This window comes from Magnetococcales bacterium, from assembly GCA_015228815.1.
Classification (GTDB): Bacteria; Pseudomonadota; Magnetococcia; order Magnetococcales; family UBA8363; genus UBA8363.
Genome location: JADGCV010000027.1, coordinates 35,810 through 53,266, shown reverse-complemented (window position 1 = coordinate 53,266; position 17,457 = coordinate 35,810). Strand labels below are relative to the sequence as shown.

21 protein-coding genes, 1 tRNA gene and 1 pseudogene are annotated in these 17,457 nt (G+C 56.5%); 10 read left to right on the top strand and 13 right to left on the bottom strand.

The genetic code is table 11. The features are described 5' to 3' along the window. The first annotated feature begins 236 nt into the window (after nt 1-236). From HQL76_12125 to HQL76_12115, 3 genes and pseudogenes are all read left to right on the top strand, one after another. Nucleotides 237-326: transfer RNA gene (locus HQL76_12125), tRNA-Ser, on the top strand. A 39-nt stretch (nt 327-365) separates the two neighbouring features. Beyond that, nucleotides 366-560: a hypothetical protein gene (locus HQL76_12120; GenBank protein MBF0109912.1), complete on the top strand. Its 195-nt coding sequence runs from the start codon at nt 366-368 to the stop codon at nt 558-560. A gap of 18 nt (nt 561-578) precedes the next feature. After that, nucleotides 579-830 (top strand): annotated as a pseudogene (locus tag HQL76_12115) (AAA family ATPase). A 387-nt stretch (nt 831-1,217) separates the two neighbouring features. Here the strand turns inward: HQL76_12115 and HQL76_12110 are convergent. The 10 genes from HQL76_12110 to HQL76_12065 form a co-directional block, all read right to left on the bottom strand. After that, nucleotides 1,218-1,490, bottom strand: coding sequence for a DUF1640 domain-containing protein (locus HQL76_12110; GenBank protein MBF0109911.1), 273 nt, complete (start codon nt 1,488-1,490; stop codon nt 1,218-1,220). A 126-nt stretch (nt 1,491-1,616) separates the two neighbouring features. Then, complete coding sequence (locus tag HQL76_12105) at nt 1,617-3,347, bottom strand: sulfotransferase (GenBank protein MBF0109910.1); 1,731 nt, start codon at nt 3,345-3,347, stop codon at nt 1,617-1,619. Continuing rightward, the gene (locus HQL76_12100) at nt 3,344-4,237 is read right to left on the bottom strand and encodes an HprK-related kinase A (protein MBF0109909.1); all 894 of its coding nucleotides are present in this window, start codon (nt 4,235-4,237) and stop codon (nt 3,344-3,346) included. Before HQL76_12100 ends, HQL76_12105 begins: the two co-directional genes overlap by 4 nt. 53 nt (nt 4,238-4,290) lie before the next feature. Next, nucleotides 4,291-4,608 carry an HPr-rel-A system PqqD family peptide chaperone gene (locus tag HQL76_12095; GenBank protein ID MBF0109908.1) on the bottom strand — a complete coding sequence of 106 codons (318 nt, stop codon included), beginning with the start codon at nt 4,606-4,608 and terminating at the stop codon, nt 4,291-4,293. A 26-nt stretch (nt 4,609-4,634) separates the two neighbouring features. After that, a complete protein-coding gene (locus HQL76_12090) occupies nt 4,635-5,153 on the bottom strand; it encodes a hypothetical protein (protein ID MBF0109907.1) in 519 nt (172 codons plus the stop codon). 183 nt (nt 5,154-5,336) lie between these two features. Beyond that, a complete protein-coding gene (locus tag HQL76_12085) occupies nt 5,337-6,473 on the bottom strand; it encodes a TIGR03088 family PEP-CTERM/XrtA system glycosyltransferase (protein ID MBF0109906.1) in 1,137 nt (378 codons plus the stop codon). Between the two features lie 3 nt (nt 6,474-6,476). Further along, nucleotides 6,477-7,688: a TIGR03087 family PEP-CTERM/XrtA system glycosyltransferase gene (locus HQL76_12080; protein ID MBF0109905.1), complete on the bottom strand. Its 1,212-nt coding sequence runs from the start codon at nt 7,686-7,688 to the stop codon at nt 6,477-6,479. 1 nt (nt 7,689) lies between these two features. Further along, on the bottom strand, nt 7,690-7,926 hold the full coding sequence (locus HQL76_12075) for a hypothetical protein (protein MBF0109904.1): 237 nt from the start codon (nt 7,924-7,926) through the stop codon (nt 7,690-7,692). 2 nt (nt 7,927-7,928) lie between these two features. After that, nucleotides 7,929-8,405, bottom strand: coding sequence for a type II toxin-antitoxin system VapC family toxin (locus HQL76_12070; GenBank protein MBF0109903.1), 477 nt, complete (start codon nt 8,403-8,405; stop codon nt 7,929-7,931). Continuing rightward, nucleotides 8,402-8,746, bottom strand: coding sequence for a hypothetical protein (locus HQL76_12065; GenBank protein MBF0109902.1), 345 nt, complete (start codon nt 8,744-8,746; stop codon nt 8,402-8,404). The genes HQL76_12070 and HQL76_12065 overlap by 4 nt, the downstream gene beginning before the upstream one ends. 69 nt (nt 8,747-8,815) lie before the next feature. Between HQL76_12065 and trpB the strand changes: the two genes are divergently transcribed. Next, complete coding sequence (trpB, locus tag HQL76_12060; protein MBF0109901.1) at nt 8,816-10,045, top strand: tryptophan synthase subunit beta; 1,230 nt, start codon at nt 8,816-8,818, stop codon at nt 10,043-10,045. A 61-nt stretch (nt 10,046-10,106) separates the two neighbouring features. Then, entirely contained in the window at nt 10,107-10,901 is a 795-nt protein-coding gene (locus HQL76_12055; protein MBF0109900.1) for a tryptophan synthase subunit alpha, read from the top strand. Between the two features lie 37 nt (nt 10,902-10,938). Here the strand turns inward: HQL76_12055 and HQL76_12050 are convergent, their stop codons facing one another. Together HQL76_12050 and HQL76_12045 are read right to left on the bottom strand one after the other, a co-directional pair. Further along, nucleotides 10,939-11,850 (bottom strand): squalene/phytoene synthase family protein, encoded by a 912-nt coding sequence (locus HQL76_12050; protein MBF0109899.1) that lies wholly within the window; start codon nt 11,848-11,850, stop codon nt 10,939-10,941. A gap of 202 nt (nt 11,851-12,052) precedes the next feature. Next, nucleotides 12,053-12,202, bottom strand: a complete 150-nt coding sequence (locus HQL76_12045) for a hypothetical protein (GenBank protein MBF0109898.1) — start codon at nt 12,200-12,202, stop codon at nt 12,053-12,055. Nucleotides 12,203-12,254: 52 nt separating this feature from the next. Here HQL76_12045 and tkt point away from each other — a divergent pair, with 52 nt between their 5' ends. The 5 genes from tkt to HQL76_12020 all read left to right on the top strand — a co-directional run bounded on the left by tkt (nt 12,255) and on the right by HQL76_12020 (nt 16,506). Then, a complete protein-coding gene (gene tkt, locus HQL76_12040; protein ID MBF0109897.1) occupies nt 12,255-14,282 on the top strand; it encodes a transketolase in 2,028 nt (675 codons plus the stop codon). Between the two features lie 13 nt (nt 14,283-14,295). Next, nucleotides 14,296-14,478, top strand: coding sequence for a hypothetical protein (locus HQL76_12035; GenBank protein ID MBF0109896.1), 183 nt, complete (start codon nt 14,296-14,298; stop codon nt 14,476-14,478). Between the two features lie 2 nt (nt 14,479-14,480). Continuing rightward, nucleotides 14,481-14,918 carry a nucleotidyltransferase substrate binding protein gene (locus HQL76_12030; GenBank protein MBF0109895.1) on the top strand — a complete coding sequence of 146 codons (438 nt, stop codon included), beginning with the start codon at nt 14,481-14,483 and terminating at the stop codon, nt 14,916-14,918. Continuing rightward, nucleotides 14,845-15,219 carry a nucleotidyltransferase domain-containing protein gene (locus HQL76_12025; protein ID MBF0109894.1) on the top strand — a complete coding sequence of 125 codons (375 nt, stop codon included), beginning with the start codon at nt 14,845-14,847 and terminating at the stop codon, nt 15,217-15,219. The genes HQL76_12030 and HQL76_12025 overlap by 74 nt, the downstream gene beginning before the upstream one ends. 171 nt (nt 15,220-15,390) lie before the next feature. Beyond that, complete coding sequence (locus tag HQL76_12020) at nt 15,391-16,506, top strand: AAA family ATPase (protein ID MBF0109893.1); 1,116 nt, start codon at nt 15,391-15,393, stop codon at nt 16,504-16,506. Nucleotides 16,507-16,730: 224 nt separating this feature from the next. On the opposite strand, the gene HQL76_12015 is transcribed toward HQL76_12020, so the two are convergent. Further along, nucleotides 16,731-17,453: a hypothetical protein gene (locus tag HQL76_12015; GenBank protein ID MBF0109892.1), complete on the bottom strand. Its 723-nt coding sequence runs from the start codon at nt 17,451-17,453 to the stop codon at nt 16,731-16,733. Nucleotides 17,454-17,457: the final 4 nt, after the last annotated feature.

The window sequence follows — 17,457 nt, the reverse complement described above, 5'->3', positions numbered from 1 at the left end:
ACCGGCAGGGGTTGGGGAGATTTCGATCGATGCCATCGAGTGACCGGAAAATGCCCGGACCGTTGTATTGCGCCAGTGGCTGTGATTTACTATCATGGGCGGAGGATCGGTTGGTCATTGAAACATCGGTCTTGAAAACCTGTGTCCAGGCAGGAAAAACAAATTAGAATAATTTCAGAAAAAATAATGAGTTGTCCAAGTGCCTCTGGCGACGGTGTCAGCGCGTTGCAGGGTATGGTGGGTTGGCAGAGCGGTTGATTGCACTAGTCTTGAAAACTAGCAAGGATGAAAGTCCTTCCAGGGTTCGAATCCCTGACCCACCGCCATCGTATGCATGGTATTGCAGGGGCTGACGGAGCATGACCATGAGCAAACGTCGCCTCATCACTTTCGACTGGGCCTTGAAACGGTTTTTACGCAGCAAGGCCAATTTTGCAATCCTTCCAGAGAGCGAAAGCAATCAGGAAGCCCGCAACGACACATTCAACCGTGTCGATCCACAAATCAAAAATACCCGTGATGAAATTGTCATCGTCGAGCCGCAATCGGATTTGCGCTGAACCAGCACAAGGTCAACCATGATCGTTGGTGTTACCATAAAAAATTTTAAAGGTATTCGTGCCGTTACAAATATCCCGCTATCAAGATTTCATGTTCTGGTCGGGCCAAATGGCGTTGGAAAAACAACATTTCTGGATGCCATCGACTTTGTGCGTGATTGCCTTGCGAAAAGCCCCGCTATAGCCGTTGAGTCTCGCCATAGTGCAGATTTTAATGACCTTACCTGGATGCGTCGGGGCGGCACGATTGAAGTTGAATTATGGCTTGATTTCTCGGATCGCCTGCCAATACCGGCGTAACCGTTCAGACCCCGTCATTCCCTGCTACAGAGGGAATCCAGGATTTGCGGGGTCTCCCTGGATCCCCGCTTTCGCTTAGGATGACGCTTGTCAAGGGGGGGATGAACGGTTGCCTTTCATCATATTAAATGCGCTGAAGAGTGGCTGAGTGGTTTAAAGCAGCGGTCTTGAAAACCGCCGTGTCGCAAGGCACCGGGGGTTCAAATCCCTCCCCATCCGCCAAATCCTTGTTCCATGCCTTTTGGTAACCTCCATGACGTACTTTCGTGCATGAACCACCCCAATAACAAACACGCCATTCGACGACGAGACTTCGACCCATTGGACGGATCCTCTTCCCTGGGTGATCATCAGGCTTCAGGGAATGAATAGCGACTTCAAAGCGGGAATGACGGTCACGACAACAACAAGCGCCAGCATCCACTTGATGAGTTTGAGTTCACCATTAATTTTTTCGAGTTCTCCTTTAAAAGTAAGATCGAGTTCTTTCAGATCGGCCTTCGTCGCCAGCCCCTTGGATTCCAGGGCTTTCGAAAGTGCGCGAGCCTGCGCCTTCGCCTGTTCTTCGGTAAAACCGGCGGCTTTCAATTCTTCGGCAAATTCCAGGGTGTCGAACGTAATCGTTGTCATATCTCTTTCTCCTATTCCGCAGAAGCATACCACATCGGAAATCATCCTGACAGTGGAACGTTCCTGGACGCAGGGCAATCGCATTTGAAATTTCTTGACACCAACAAGAAACGCTGACTGCCTTTTCTACGGTTCTGGTCGTTTCGAGAGATTGCCCGCCTCGTCGAGAAGGTCTCCAAGGGCTGTGCGCAGGGGGTGCAGTTCGTCTTCGAACCGACGCCAGCGCGCCACCGAGGTTCGATAGAGCGGTTGCCGCACCTCGATGAGGCTGGCGGTATCGACCGGACGGGAAACCTTGTGAAACTCAAGGCATCGATCCTCCCAGGGGAGTCCACAATGTTCGAGAATCCGACTGATCGATTCCTTCGGATGGGCGACGATGTCCTCATAGTGGATTTCCAGAAGGTTTTCCGGAATGGTTCGATGCCAATGTACCATCAAATGGTGATGCATGCGGTAATAACGACCCAGTTCCGTCAGATCATAGGCGTAGGGGTGGAGGCTTGCGAACATCTGCTGGTAACAACTCAGGCAGGTATCCATCGGATGGCGGCGGCAATGAATGATCCGCGCCTGGGGGAGAAGCAGGCGAATCAGTCCCAGATAAAGAAAATTGTGCGGCAGTTTTTCGGTGACGCGCAAGGCGTCGCCGCCGGCCAGGGTCAACCCCATGACAAAACTTGCTCCGAGGAGGTCCGCCTCTTCCGGGGTCAGTTCCCGGACCGCCTCGGGAAACGGTTGATGATGACGTGAAAGCACCCCAAGCGATTGGGCGCATTCCATGAGGTCGGTCCGTTCGCCGCCACCATGACAGGAGGGGTGGGCCGCAAGAATCTGTTCGACCAGGGTCGTTCCGGAACGGGGCATCCCGACGATGAAGACCGGCTTCGCCGATGAATGACCCCAGCCGCGACGCACGGCGAAAAAATCGTGATCGAACACTGCCTGGATGCGTTGAAAAAACAGCGCATCCTGATGAATGTCGTAAACGATGCCCTGGCGGACCAGGGCGTTTCCGGCACGAAACTGGGAGAAGGCTTCCGTGTGATGGCCCTGCTTCATGAACACCTTGGCCCGGGAAAAATAGGTGATGGCGCGTTCCTGGGGATGGACGTGGGGGCCAGAGGGCGATGGTTCGACCAGGGTGTTCGGGGAGGGCGCCGTACCGAAGGTTTCCCCGGGGAGTCGTCCCAGGGCGGACAGGGTTTCCAGGGATGTGGGATCGTTCGGGTTTTTCTTCAGGATATGGGTATGAATCGCGGTGGATTCGTCCAGTCTTCCCAGAATGTCGAGTGATTTGGCCAGAAGGGACAGGCAGCCCTCATGATCGGGGTCGAGGGTCAGGGCCTTGCGGCAAAGTTTTTCGCAGGCCTGGGCATCGACATGTTCCACGGAAAGGTGGAGCCTGGCCAGGTGAAAGAGGGGGGTCGGATGGTCGGGTTGGCAGTGAATTGCCTGTTCGAAGGCATGGACTGCCGCGCCATGGCGCTGGCGCCCCATGTAAAGCGATCCCAGTTCCAGCCACAATTCCGCGTGTCGCGGTTCCAGTTCCAGGGCGTGCCGCAAGGATCGTTCCGCGGCGGTCCATCGTCGCGAATGACGATAGCTTCGGGCAAGGTCGGCATGGATCCGTGCGGTTTGGTGTCCCTGTTTCAGGGCTTGATGCAGGCACGGGAGGGCTTCTCCGAAACGTCCGTTGGCCACCAGCAGGCGCCCTCGTTGTCCCCACGCCCGACCGTTGTGGGGAAAGACCCGGAGAAACATGCCCAAGACCAGAAGGGACACCGTGTTCCATCCCCGGACGAAGGAACGCATCGAGGAGATGGCCGATTCGTGCGTGAACGACGGCAGTCTCATGCCGACACGACTCCGGGGCCGCTTCCGGAGAATTCCTGGTGTGTCCACGCTTCCACGGCGGCGACCGCTTCATCCAGGCTGCCGAAACGCAGTTGCATCATCCTGGAGCGGCGGACAAGATCGGTGATCCCTTCGAAGCCGGTGGCGCCCATGGTTTCATAGTTGAAGGCATTGGCGGCCAGACGCAAGAATCCTTCGGCGGGATCGACCCGCTCCAGAGTGGTCGGGCTGTGTTCATTGAAGATGGGAAAGATGATCCGGGAAGGGGGGGCCGGGTGATCGGCTTGAACGATGCTTTGGCGGGGTGGTTGCAGATAACAGACCGTCCCTTTTCGGGTATTGGGATATTCCTGGCCGAGGATCGCCTCGGGGGCGAAGTCGCGGATGACCTCGATCGATTCGTTCTTCAGGCCGATGGGACGTGGATGGGGCAGGAATGCACGGCGTTTGGGACAATACAGGCCGAACTCATCCGACAGAAGGCGGAAACCGCGCAGCGTCAGAGCGGCGCACAGGGTGCTCTTTCCCGATCCGGGCGTCCCCGGCAACACCAGGGCCAGGCCGTCCCGTTCCACAACCGCGGCATGCAGCAGCAGAAGATGATTGACGCGGGCGGCGATGGCCATGTTGAGGCCCCATTCGAACAAGGGGGGGGCATGGTCGCGGGGAAAGGGGGCAAAAAACGAGTTGCCATCCAACCGGAAATGGACCTTGGGACGAATGAAGCGGCGCCATCCCCGGGAAGGTTGCAGGGTCAGGTGAAAATCGGCAATCTCATCCCAGGGGGGGAAGGTTGCCTGATTGTCGCCATAAAACTGCAAAAGAAACTCGGAAAACCGGGGGACGCGACTGCGAAGATGAATCAGAAACGGTCCAATCATCCAGCGCAAGCCCGTTGATCCGAGATGATGTTCAAGTGCCTCGGATGACAGATGCTGAATCTTCACCGTTCCACCGGCGCGAGCAGTCCCAGTCGATCCAGATCCTCGATGATTCGCTCCAGATCTCCGAGCACCGTTTTTTCTTCCGGATCCAACTGTAACCGTCGGGCCAGTTCGAGGGCGTCGCCGGGTTCCCGGGCCAGGGCGTGAAGGATGTCGATCACAAGGTCATTGACCCGGTGCGTCGCTCCCGACCGGCGATCGAACAGCAGATGATCCGCGCCGAAACGGGCGTGAATCCAGGTGGAGGCATCCCCGCCGACCCACCGCCGTGGCACTGGAATGGCCGCGTTTTTCAGGGGGAAAGGGGCGGAGGACATGGAATCCCGAAGATAAAACGACGTGATCAGTGAAAAGAGGTCCAACAGGATTGACGGACGGCGTAATAGCCGCTGGCGGGGGTCGTGGGATTGGCGGCGCCGGTACCATTGCCGCCAAAGGACCCTCCCGTGGCGATATTGCCCAGATTGTCAACGAAAACTGCTCCGTAATGGGTTGTTGTCGGGCAGGGACCTCCACCGACTCCCCATGTGGAGGTGTCGGTATCGATGACGTGCTTCCAATTGTTGGTCCCCGCGGCGGTGGCTGTTTTGCATCGGGCCTCATTGAACGAAGCGCCGCCACCATTGCTGATGCAGTTGGAACTGGTGCTTTGCGCGGCCAGGGCGGCGCCGCTTTGCAGGGTGACGATGGCGGGGACGCCGGCGGCAAGCCCCTTGAGAAGAAGACGCCGCCGCGCCAATCGGGCTTCGGCGGCTTCGGCGGCTTCGGCGTCTGGGGTTTGCGCGCAAGACAGACCATCGGACCGGAACGCTTCGGAGTTGGAATCATCCAATTCGTTGGAATCGTGGCGCCCTTCAGCCATGGATTTGGATCCTCGAAATCTTGTCGAAATCGTGTCGATTTCTTTGTGATGTTTGGCATGCCGGCGTCGTGCCGCCGGAATCTGTCCTCTCTGGTTGGAACATGGACACGACTCTGGCACGAATACACCATTCATGCGCAGGATACCCCGTGCGCGGAAAAAAATCAAAAGGAGATTTGTAAATTACCGTCTCTTTTGTAACAAGGAATTCTGGAACAAGATTCGATAGCTTTCGACCATGGCATCGAGTGCGTGGTGTCGTTGGACCCGGATCCTGCCCTTATTGGCCAGGGTTTGGGACCAGGCGGGATGGTCCAAGTGTCGTCGAATCGCCAGGGACAGCGCCTCGGGGTCGGCGGGGGGGACGAGGGTTCCGTTCAGGCCATCCTGAAGAAGATCGGCGACGCCGCCGACACGGGTGGCGATGACCGGTTTTTGGCAGGCCATCGCCTCCAGCAGAGTCAGAGGGGTCCCCTCGGCCAGGGAGGGGAGGACGAAAAGGTCCAGGCAGTGCAAAAGGCGTGGCACGTCGTCGCGCCAGCCGGTGATCCACATCCTGTCGGCGATGCCTGTTTCCCGGGCCAACCGTTCGAGTTCCCCGCGGTTGGGACCGTCGCCGATGAGGACCAGGTGACAGCGCTCGAACAGGGAACGGTCGTGTTGGCCGAGCCGGGCCATGGCACGGACCAGAGTGGCCTGGTCCTTGATGGGCCACAACCGACCGACGCTGCCGATGACGTATCGGTTCCCGGCGGGGAGTGGGGGAAGATCGAGGGGCAGGGAGGTCCGGGGACCGGGGTGATGAAGGGAGGTATCGATGCCGTTTTCGATACGTCGCACCTTGGCTGCGGGAATTCCGACCCGGTTGGTCAACCAGGTGTCGAGGTCGCGGGAGACGGCGACGAAACGGTCGATCCACGGATGAAGGAAGCGGCGCAGGAAAATATATTTTTTGTTTTCTCCATCGGGATCGCTGCTGTCGCGACCGTGTTCGGCATGGATGGTGACGGGACGTCCGGCGAACCAGGCGGGAATGACCCCTTCGATGGCGCCAATGTTGAAGGTATGGACCAGATCAGGTTGGATGCGGCGCAACAGTTTCCAAAGATTGAACCAGACGATCCAGTCCTTGCCCTCTTTCTTGTTCAGCTCGTAAAACCGGACCTGGGGGTTGTCGATTCTGTTCTTGAAGGAGGTGCATCGGGTCAGGGCGACGACGTGATGTTCGAACCGGTCGCGTGGAAGACGGTCGATCAGGTTGACCACGACCGTTTCCAGTCCCCCGACATCCAGGCGATGGAGCAGATGAACGATCCGCATGGATTACCCTTCCAGAATGGTGAGCACTTTTTGCAGATTGGTGTCCCAGTGGTAGAAGGTGCGCACGAACTGTCGTCCCATCTGGCCGTATTCGGCAACCCTGGGGGTTCCTTCGACGGGGTCGAGCAGTTTGAGGGCATAATGGGCAAAGAGTTCCGGAATGTCGGTGACCCAATGGTGCAGGGGGGAATGATGACGGATCCCCTCCATGGCCTGGGGGGTGGCGATGACCGGTTTGGCCATGGCCATCGCTTCCAGGACCTTGTTCTGCACCCCGCGGGCGATGAGCAGAGGGGCAACGGCGATTCGGGCATGGGCAAGGTAGGGACGGATGTCGGGGACGGCGCCGATGACTTCGATTCCCGCCCGACGGCCAAGTTTTTGCACCGCCCGGGTGGGACGGGCACCGACGATGGCGAACCGGGTGGTCGGCGCCTTCTGGCGGATCATGCCAAACACCCGCTCGGCGAACCACAGGACCGCCTGGACGTTGGGGGGATAGTCCATGGCGCCGGTGAAGACGAGCGTTTCTCCGGGGCCATAGGGATTGGGACTGGGAAGGAGCGGATCGAAATAATCGCTGTCCACTCCGTTTTCCCAGAAGTTGATTCGTTCGGAGGATTCGGGCGTCAGATGGGTGAAGAGTTCCGCTTCCGCCTGGCTGACGAACAGGGTGGCATCGAAGGTTCGGGCGATGGTTTGTTCCGCTTCGAGCAGGGTTCGCGCCTCGCGGGAATACAGCAGCTGCATCGGCCCGCGGCTGTTTTGCGCATACTGCCGCCATTTTTCCGAATCGACATCGACCAGATCGATGATGCGTCTGGGGCGGTGTGGCCAATTCTTGAGGACAAAACGGCTGGGGGCGGCGGAATAGACCAGGATTCGGGGAATCTGGTAGCGCTGCATCATGTCATCGACCCAGCGTTCCATCCCCGTGTGGGCATAGTAATGAAAGGTCAGGGCATCGTTTCCGCCGAGGGCACGAAGGGCGCGCATTTTTTGCATCCTCGGGCGCAACGTCGCCCAAAAGGTTTCTCCGCCACACCATTCCTTCACGGTTGACCCATGGTCCCGATCGGTCGGATCGTCGATGAACGCCCCGAGATGAACGCGGTAATGGCGTTCCAGAAAGCGCAACAGATGGTAGGAACGCACCTTGTCTCCCTTGTTGGGAGGGTAGGGAATTCGATGACAGAGAAAAAGAAGGTCTTTCATGCTACGGCTTTGGACAATGGGTATCCCCGGCATTTCCCCGGATATCCGGAACAGAAATTTCTTCAACAATTTCGTTGGTTCCATTCAGACCTTCCGAAACCGGGGAAATCATTTTCCTGCAAGATATTTTTTCCCGTTCTTGCAATGCTTTACCCATGGCGCGCAAATCAAAATTGAATCGAGCGGCAAACTCTTCTCGGTTTTTACGAACTTCTTCAACAATCGGATCGGTCCACATATTCAATCTTCCTCTGGCAGTTCCTCGGGTGTGACGATTATAGGAGGTACCATCATTTGTGCATGCAATGCGTTATCGATAGCACGTTTGGTTCTGCCATTTGCGATATGGCGACAATTCCACGTCAGCAAGAAATCCATACAATGGGAGGCTGCCAAAGCAATATGTAATCCGTCTGCTTCCGCTTTTTTTGGTAGATTCGCAAGCCTGTGTAAGTTCTCACCAAGCAGGATCGTCGCATCATCAAGCCTTAAAACAGGAACGGACACCACCAGAGACAACCGTCTTTGCGCTGCATCGCGATTTCCCATTTCAATTTCTTGTATGACCAATTCCGACACGTATAGTTCGTATCGATCACGTCGTTCATTCCACCATTCGTGCGTGATCTGTTGATGGGCGGCAACGATCAGATCCCGACTTGGTAACGCAGCCAGGTAGCTGATGATGCTCGTTTCCAGGTAAAGACGCGGCTTCATGCAGGACTTCCTGAAATTGGCAACGGCTCCAGTCGATCTTCCACGGCAGGAGGGTGTTCCTCTGGTGGTGTGTCGGACTTCCCGGCTTGTTTTGCCGATTTCCTGCTCCTTTTTAGTGAAGCAGCACCCCCCTTTTCGTCGTGGGCCATATGCCCAATCATGCTGCCAACCAAACGCGAAAGCAATGTCTCGTCGATTTTACCCCGATTAAAATACAATATATTACTGTTAAATATGCGCCAAAATCGTGCCAAATCCTGTTCATGGGCAACTCCTTGGGGTTTTGACTTCGTATCCCCGCAGCCAGGTTTGGCATCGGTTGTTTGCGTTCCATGAGGCATTCACTTTCCCCGAGGCCGTGCAAGGGGCTATAGTGGGGCGGTCCAGGACCAAACCTTATCCAGGGATCGATGATGAAAAAAGGCTATTTTGGCACCTTTGGCGGGGCTTATATACCGGAAATTCTGCACGAGACTTTTCGCCGTCTCACCGCCTCCTATGAAGAGGCGCGCGCCGACCCCCATTTCTGGCGGGAATATCTCGATGTGATGGAGAACTATTCGGGCCGCCCGACCCCTCTGACCTTCGCGGAAAATCTGTCACGACATTTTGGCAGGAAGATCTATATCAAACGCGAGGATCTGAATCAAACCGGCGCCCACAAGGCCAACAACGTCATGGGGCAGGGGTTGCTGGTGCGGCGGATGGGCAAGAGGCGGGTCATCGCCGAAACCGGGGCCGGACAACATGGCGTCGCCACCGCCACCATGGCGGCGCGCATGGGATTCGAATGTGTCATCTACATGGGGGCCAAGGATGTGGAGCGGCAACGCCCCAACGTTTTCTGGATGCAGCAGTTGGGGGCCGATGTGGTCCCGGTCCATTCCGGCTCGCGCACCCTCAAGGATGCCATCAACGAGGCCATGCGCGACTGGGTCGGGAGCATGGATGACACCCACTATGTCCTGGGTACCGCCTGTGGGGCGCATCCCTTTCCCGAAATGGTTTCCTGGTTTCAGTCGATCATCGGCATCGAGGCCAGAAAACAGATTCTCCAGCAGGCCGGACGTCTTCCGGACCGGGTCTATGCCTGTGTTGGCGGCGGTTCCAATGCCATGGGCATTTTCCAGGGGTTCCTGGAGGATCCCCAGGTGGAACTGGTGGGGGTCGAGGCGGGTGGGGAGGGGCTTGACTCGGGACGCCATGCGGCGCGTCTGGCCTCGGGAGATGGCCGGGTGGGGGTCGCCCACGGTTACCGGACACGATTCCTCCAGGACGATGACGGACAGATGTGTGAAACCCATTCCGTGGCCGCCGGACTGGACTATGTGGGGGTATCGCCGATTCTGGCCGATCTTCATGAGCGGGGGCGGGTCCGCTTTGCCGCGGCCAACAACCAGGAGGTCGTCCTGGCACTGAAAAAACTGATGCGTTTCGAAGGATTGATCGGCGCCCTGGAATCGACCCATGCCGTTGCCGGCGCCTTCTCCGAAATTTCCTCCATGCCGCCGGATTCGGTCGTGATCATCAATCTTTCGGGACGCGGCGACAAGGACATCTTCACCATCGCCGACGCCCTCGATGATCCGGGATGGCGTGCATTCATCGTGGAAAAGAGTCGGCAGTACCGCGCCGATTGACACATCGATCGATTGTTCCATGGGACACATTTTCGAAAATACTTCTTTTTGCTCGGAAGGGATGAACATGACCGCCGCCGCTCCAAGTTTCCTTGAGGAATGCATTCGTTCGCGTTCCGACCCCATCCAGATCATGTCCCATCTGGTGTTGGGATATCCGTCCCTGGAGGAAAACCGGAAGGTGATGGATCAAATGGTGGCGGCGGGGGTGCATGTCATCGAATTGCAGATTCCCTTTTCCGAACCCATCGCCGATGGTCCGGTGATCGCGCATGCCAATCAGGAGTCGCTCAAGGGGGGGTTCCGTGTCGCGGAGGGGTTGAAGTTGATTGCCGAGAGCGTCCGCCGCTATCCCATTCCCATTCTGATCATGACTTATTTGAACATTCTCTTGGCCCGGGGGATGGAATCCTTCATCAAGGAAGCGGCCGCGATGGGCGTCCGTGGTCTGATCGTTCCCGATCTTCCTTTCGACGAGGCGGGGCCGGCCATGGAATGGTGTCGGATCCATGGCAAGGGAACGCTGGACTGGATCCACCTGTTTACTCCGACGACGCCCGGGAATCGCCTGGAAACCCTGGGCCGGCATGCCTCGGGGCTGGTTTACTGTGTTGCCCGACGCGGGGTGACTGGACAGCATACCGAATTCGACCCCCGGTTGATGGATTTTCTTGGTCGGTGCCGTCGGGCAACGGGTGTTCCCCTGGCTTTGGGGTTCGGTGTTCGCGCGACGGCGGATGTGCAAAGTCTGATTGGAAAGGTCGAACTGGCCGTGGTCGGAAGTGCTGCCATCGAAATCCATCGCGCCCAGGGGGCGGAAGCGGTGGGACGGTTTTTTGCCGGGCTCAAGGGATGAGGACATTTTTCTCGGAGCCATCCATTGTTCCGGTTCGTCAGGGCGGTTGGGTCGAAGAGGAACGACCGAGGGCGCGAAACAGACAATTGACTCGATTCCACGGGGAGAGTTGCGGTTTTGATCGCAGGGTGTTGCCGCCATTTTCCTCGATCTTGTCAAGGATGGCCTGTCCCTGTTCGATCATGGTGGCCAATTCGAGTCGAAGGGGCCACTGGACCATTTCGAGCAGCATTTGCCCGCGATGAAACAACTGGCGGGTATCGCCGATCAGATGCAGCATCAGGTCGCCAAGCATGGGGGTGAAACGTCGCGCCAGGATCATTTCCTCGGTGACCCCGAAGCGGTTCATTTCCTCGATGGGCAGATACAACGGTCGGCCACTCCAGGGATCCTGGCCCAGGTTCTGCCACAGATGGGTCAACATCATCGCGGTGCAGATCGAATCGGCCAGGCGAATTTTGAGCGGGACCGGTTGTCGTGGTTCCTGGGTCGCCTCTCCTGCCAGGTGCATGATGATCCGACCGATGGGGTTGGCGGAATAGCGACAGTATTCTTCCAGTTCGCCGATGCAGTCATACCGTTTATTGGTGATGTTCATCCGGCAGGCGATCAGAAGCTCGTGCAGATAGATCGCCGGCAGGGCGGTGACATCGAGGGTATGGGCCAGGGAACGGAAGATGGGATGGTCCGGTTCCCCCGCTTCCGCCTGCAACAGCCGTCGCGACCAATCATCCAGCAACCGCAATCGTGCCGAGTCGTCGCGACCGGGCAGACCGGTAAAGTCATCGGCGGTCTTGGCGAAGGCAAAGATGGCATAAAGAAAGGGGCGCAGCTTGCGCGGAACCAGAAGCGACCCCAGGGAGTGCTGTTCCGAGTTTTTCCGCACGATTTCCCGGCAATACTGGAAATCGTCCGCCAGATGGATGGGTATGTTGGGAGCATGAAACATGGTAGCCGACTATAACCAGTTTTTCGTTCCGAATGAAGTGCCGTCGATGCGGGCGGTGTAAAAATATCCGTATGAAATTTATCCATTTTTTTCTTACATTTTTCCATTATTCGGGATCGATCGGACGCAGTTCGGGCTTCGGGCGTTGCCGGAACGCCTGCGTGTGCGATCCCGGGGAAAATGAAAAATATGGGACCCATGTTCATTTGAAGTCTGGACCTGTCGCGGGAATCCAGGTTACTTTAAATCTTTTTTTCAACCAGTAACCAATTCCACGGAGCGTGATCGATTCCAACATGGCCGCCGCCGTGCCGGCAGGAAGTAAGGTTTTTCGAGCGCCGTTTTCCTCCATGACGGAACCCCTCATGAACAAATCACACAATAGCGACTGTTTTGGACCGCCAATGAAAGACATGCCCGCTTACACCGACGCAGCACCCCGTTCGATCCTTCCCTACACGGACCTGGACCGCCTTTGTGTCACCACCCTGCGCATGCTGGCCGCCGACCAGGTGGAACAGGCCCGCTCGGGCCATCCCGGCATGCCCCTGGGGACTGCGCCGATGGCCTATGTCCTGTGGTCGCGGATCATGCGCTACAACCCCAAGGATCCCAACTGGCCCGATCGTGATCGGTTCATTCTTTCTCCGGGGCACGGTTCGGCCCTTCTCTACGCCCTGTTGTACATGACGGGATTTGGTCTTGAGCTTGACGAACTCAAACAGTTTCGGCAATGGGGCAGTCGCACGCCGGGCCATCCCGAGTTCGGAGTGACTCCTGGCGTGGAGACGACGACCGGCCCTCTGGGACAGGGCTTTGCCATGGGTGTGGGCATGGCCATTGCCGAACGGCATCTGGCGCAGAACTTCAATCGTCAGGAATTTCTTCCCATCGTCGATCATTTCACCTATGCCATCGTTTCCGATGGCGACCTGATGGTCGGTCTGGGATGCGAAGCGGCCTCCCTGGCGGGACATTTGTGCCTGGGAAAGCTGATCTACCTGTATGACGATAACGGGATCACCATCGACGGACCGACCAGCCTGACCTTCAGCGAGGATGTCAAGGGCCGTTTCGAGGCCTATCAATGGCAGGTATTGCGCGTTGACGATGGCGAGGACATGGAAGCGATCGAACGTGCGGTTCGCGCGGCCCAGGCCGAGGAGGAACGGCCATCGTTGATCATGGTTCGGACCCGGATCGGCCATGGGTCTCCGAAGGCCGGGACCTGTGCCAGTCATGGCGCGCCTCTGGGGCCGGTCGATATGGTGGCGACCCGACAGTTCTACAATTGGCCGGAAACCTCTTTTCATGTCCCTGCGGAGGCGTTGCATCATTGCCGGAGGATGGTCAAACGGGGGGCGGAACTCATGGGGGAATGGGAAGCCCGTCTTGGGGCTTTCGCCACCCGTTTTCCCGAGGAGGCGAAAAGATTGCGTGACTGGATGGCCGGTGTCCTTCCGGAGGGATGGGACAAGGGGCTTGATACGATCGATTTCGGCGGCAAGATGGTCACGACGCGCCAGGCTTCGGGAAAGGCGCTCAATGCCGTTGCCCGCCGTCTTCCCGCCATGATCGGCGGTTCCGCCGATCTGACCGATTCCAATCAGACCTGGATCTGGGATTCGGAAGACCGGTACATCCATTTTGGCATCCGCGAGCATGCCATGGGGGCCATCACCAACGGCATCGCCCGGCATGGGGGCACTGTCCCCTTCTGCGGCACGTTTCTCGTCTTTTCCGACTACATGCGCGGCGCCATACGCCTGGCCGCGGTCATGGGGACCCATGTCATTTTCGTCCTCAGCCATGACAGCATCGGTGTTGGCGAGGACGGACCGACCCATCAACCGATCGAACATGTCATGAGTCTCAGGCTCATCCCCCATTTGACCACGTTGCGTCCTGCCGATGCCTTCGAAACGGCTGGGGCCTGGAGGGTGGCCATCGCCAACAAACGACCGGTCGCCATTTGTCTGACACGGCAGGCGCTTCCGGTATTGACCGAACGTTCCCGCGAAATGGTTGCCAGGGGGGCCTATATCCTCGAAGATTGCGACGGGGATCCCGACCTGATCATCATGGCCAGCGGTTCGGAGGTTCATCTGGCGGTCGAGACTCGCGAAGCGTTGGCAAAACTTGGCCACGTCCAGGTGCGCGTCCTGTCGATGCCCTCCTGGGAACTCTTCAAGGAACAGCCCGCGTCCTATCAGGAGGAGATCCTTCCGGCCCGGGTCCATGCCCGATTGGCCATCGAGGCGGGGGTGACCCTGGGTTGGCGCGAATGGGTCGGCGTTCGCGGCGATGTCCTCGGCATCAACCGTTTCGGGGCTTCCGCCCCCTACAAGACGGTCCAGGAACAACTTGGACTCAGCCTTGATGTGGCACTGGCAAAATCTCTGGCTCTGCTGAAAAAATATAAAACAAACTGAAGCCCGTTGACCGATGGAACAGATTGGCGACGCAAGGGCGGGCGATGATCGAAATCCTTCCCGGCGGTCCGATGAAGCCTTCGCCGAGAAGATGCGCAAGTTGACCGAAAAGCTGGGCGAGCAGATGGCCAAGGGGCAGGAGTTGGACCAGTTGATTCGGCGGAAATTGGGTTCCTTGGGGTATGAGTTCCGATGACCATGACGGATGAACTTGACCTGTCACCCTTGGAAAGAGCGGTTCAGCGGCTCGATGAGGGTTTGAGCCGTTATCAACTGGATGTCTCCGATATCCAGATTCGAGACGGCTTGATACAACGCTTTGAATTCACCTACGAAATAAGTCACAAAATGCTCAGGAGATTTTTGGCCTCGGCATCTCCTTCGGCAGATGTGATTGATGATATGCTTTTTCCAGATTTGATTCGCACGGGCAATGAATATGGGCTGTTGTTGGGGAATTGGACCGATTGGAAAAAATACCGGGAGTGCAGAGGCAAGACCAGTCATACCTGTGATGAAATGATGGCCATTGACGTTGTTCGGTACATTCCTGCCTTTCTGAATGAGGCCCGTTATCTTCTGGAACAACTGCAAAAAAAAAAATCGAAAAGAGGTGAGAAAACAACCCCCGATTGATATCCGTCCAGACCATCTGCAAATCGTACTGGATATTCTAAAAAAACATGTACCCAACCATGAGGTGTGGGCGTTTGGTTCTCGCGTCAAATGGACCGCGAAGGAATATTCAGACCTGGACTTGTGCGTGATTTCCGACCAGCCCATCGGTTTGGATGTGCAGGGCGATTTGCGGGATGATTTTTCGGAGTCTGATTTACCCTGGAAGGTGGATGTGGTGGATTGGGCGACGACCAGTGCGTCGTTCAGGAAGATCATCGAGCGGGAGAAGGTTGTGGTGCGGATTGGGGAACAGATTTAGAGTGTGCTGGTTCAGCGCAAATTCGACAAACGGTCATCTCGTATCAGCTGGTTTTCAATCTCTCTTCAGTACATTCATGTGACGGGAGCAGCGTTTTTTCAGGCATGAAGAGGGGGCGATGATCAAAGTCCTTCCCGGCGGCCCCGTGCCGTGGTTATTGGAGACCGGATGATGAAAATCTCGCGCGTCAAACTGGAAAATTTTAAACGATTCGGGACACTGGAAATCGAGATCAAGAACGCACTGACGGATGACATCTCGGATTCGTTCCTGATTCTTGGGGATAATGGCACGGGAAAAACGACTGTGCTTCAGGCGATTGCCTTGTGCCTGTCCAGAATTACCGACACAACCCATGATGTGAACGATTTTGATTGGCAAGGGTGGGTTCCCGGACGCTATGAGAAATGGGGGACGCCCGTGGTCGAGGTGGAGGTCCATTTCAGCGACGACGAAATCATGGCGACCCAAGAGGCGGCCCGGTTATGGTATGGAAACGGAAGCCATTCTGTCGCGGGGTGTTATGTCCAACCCGGTGGTGCAACGAAGGTGACCGTTCGCTTGGAAGGCGGCCATTATTCCATTGTCGATGGCCAGCAGGAACACATTTTCCAGTTTCGCGGTCGGTATTATGCAACACAATTGGTGAAGCGTGGCATTATTGGCGCCAGGGAGTTTTTTACCCGCCTTCCTGGTATCTTTTGGTTCGACCAATACAGGAATTTGGCTTCGCCGCGGCCTGATCAACCGGAAAAAAAACGAGGACAGTTTGCCGATGACGATCAGACATTACGCCGCAACGAGCACTTTTCAATCGGTGTCTCCCGGTTGAGGAAGCACCTCAATGGATGGATGATGAATCGGTTGACAGGTGGTGCAAGCGATTGGTTGACGGAGCTTGAAAACAGCTATAAAAAGATATTCCCAGGTCGTTCATTCTCCATGCCGGAGCCCATGTTTCGAGGTGGGATGCCAACTGCGGAGGATTATTACTTCTGTCTGAACGACGGCAACCGAACCTATGACATCGAAGAGATGTCCGCCGGTGAGCAGTCGGTCTTTCCGATGCTCTATGAGTTCGTTCGGATGCGGATTCGCAACTCCATCGTGTTGATTGATGAAATCGACCTTAATTTGCATCCTCCCATGGCGCAAGCGCTTCTTTCGGCTCTGCCAACCATCGGTCCCAACTGTCAGTTCTTGTTGACCACCCATTCCGAAGCCATCTCTTCCCTGGTCAGTCCCGAGGAGACCTGCCGCTTGTCGGGAGGACGATTATGCCTGTGAATCAGCTCCTGTGCGAAGGGAAAAAGGGCAGTCCGGATGTCAGGGTCCTTGGAAAACTCCTTGCAGGGATTTGCATGGTCTCGTCTGAAGGGGGGAAGTATGGAATGGGCAACAAGATTATTGCCAAACGGGAGGTACTTGGCAATAAGGCCGTGGTGGGGATCCTGGACGGCGATTTCCTTTCGACATGGGAGCGACCGATTGGAAAACCTCGTGTCTGGAAATCAGGGGATGAGACGATCAACTTTGGTTGGCGTTGGGAGCGCAAAGAGATTGAAAACTACCTGATCGACCCGGACATCGTCGGCAAATCCATGAAAAACGAGGTTGATCTGGGTCCGTATCGTCTGGCCCTTGAAGCGGCCAGGGACCGGATTGCTGATTATCAGGCGGCACGAACGGCGTTGAGTGCCAATCGGAAGCGTTTCCATGATCTTGCTTCCAGTTTCGGTGATGAACGGGGAAAGGAACGGCACCTTTTTCCTAATGAACTGGATGAACGGCATTGCCTTGATGGCATCAGAAAGACGGTCGGCGACCACCGGCAGGGTCAATTGGTCTGTGAGAACGAAGTGGTGGAATCCTTCAAAAGGTACCTTGATGAATGTCGTCCCCAAGGAAGCAGATGGCGACATTTTCTTTATGCGTTCGCGGGCAAGGACCTCCTTTGGGCCATGGATTGCTGGCTCAAGAAAAATCAGTTGGGTGGAGCGTGGGCATTTCGAGAAAAGGTGTTGAGAGGCATTAGTGGTACCGATAAAGACATCGCGTCTTGGTTGCCTGAGTGGTGGCAACTCCGTCAGTGGATCAAGGATGAACCATGAACCAATGAATGCCCGAATGATTGCCAACGGGCAAAAAAAAAGACCGCCGATGAAAAACAGGGCTACTCCTTCAGCCCGGTCCGAATCACCGGCAGGTCTCTTTTTTACAGACGTTCCATCCACACCA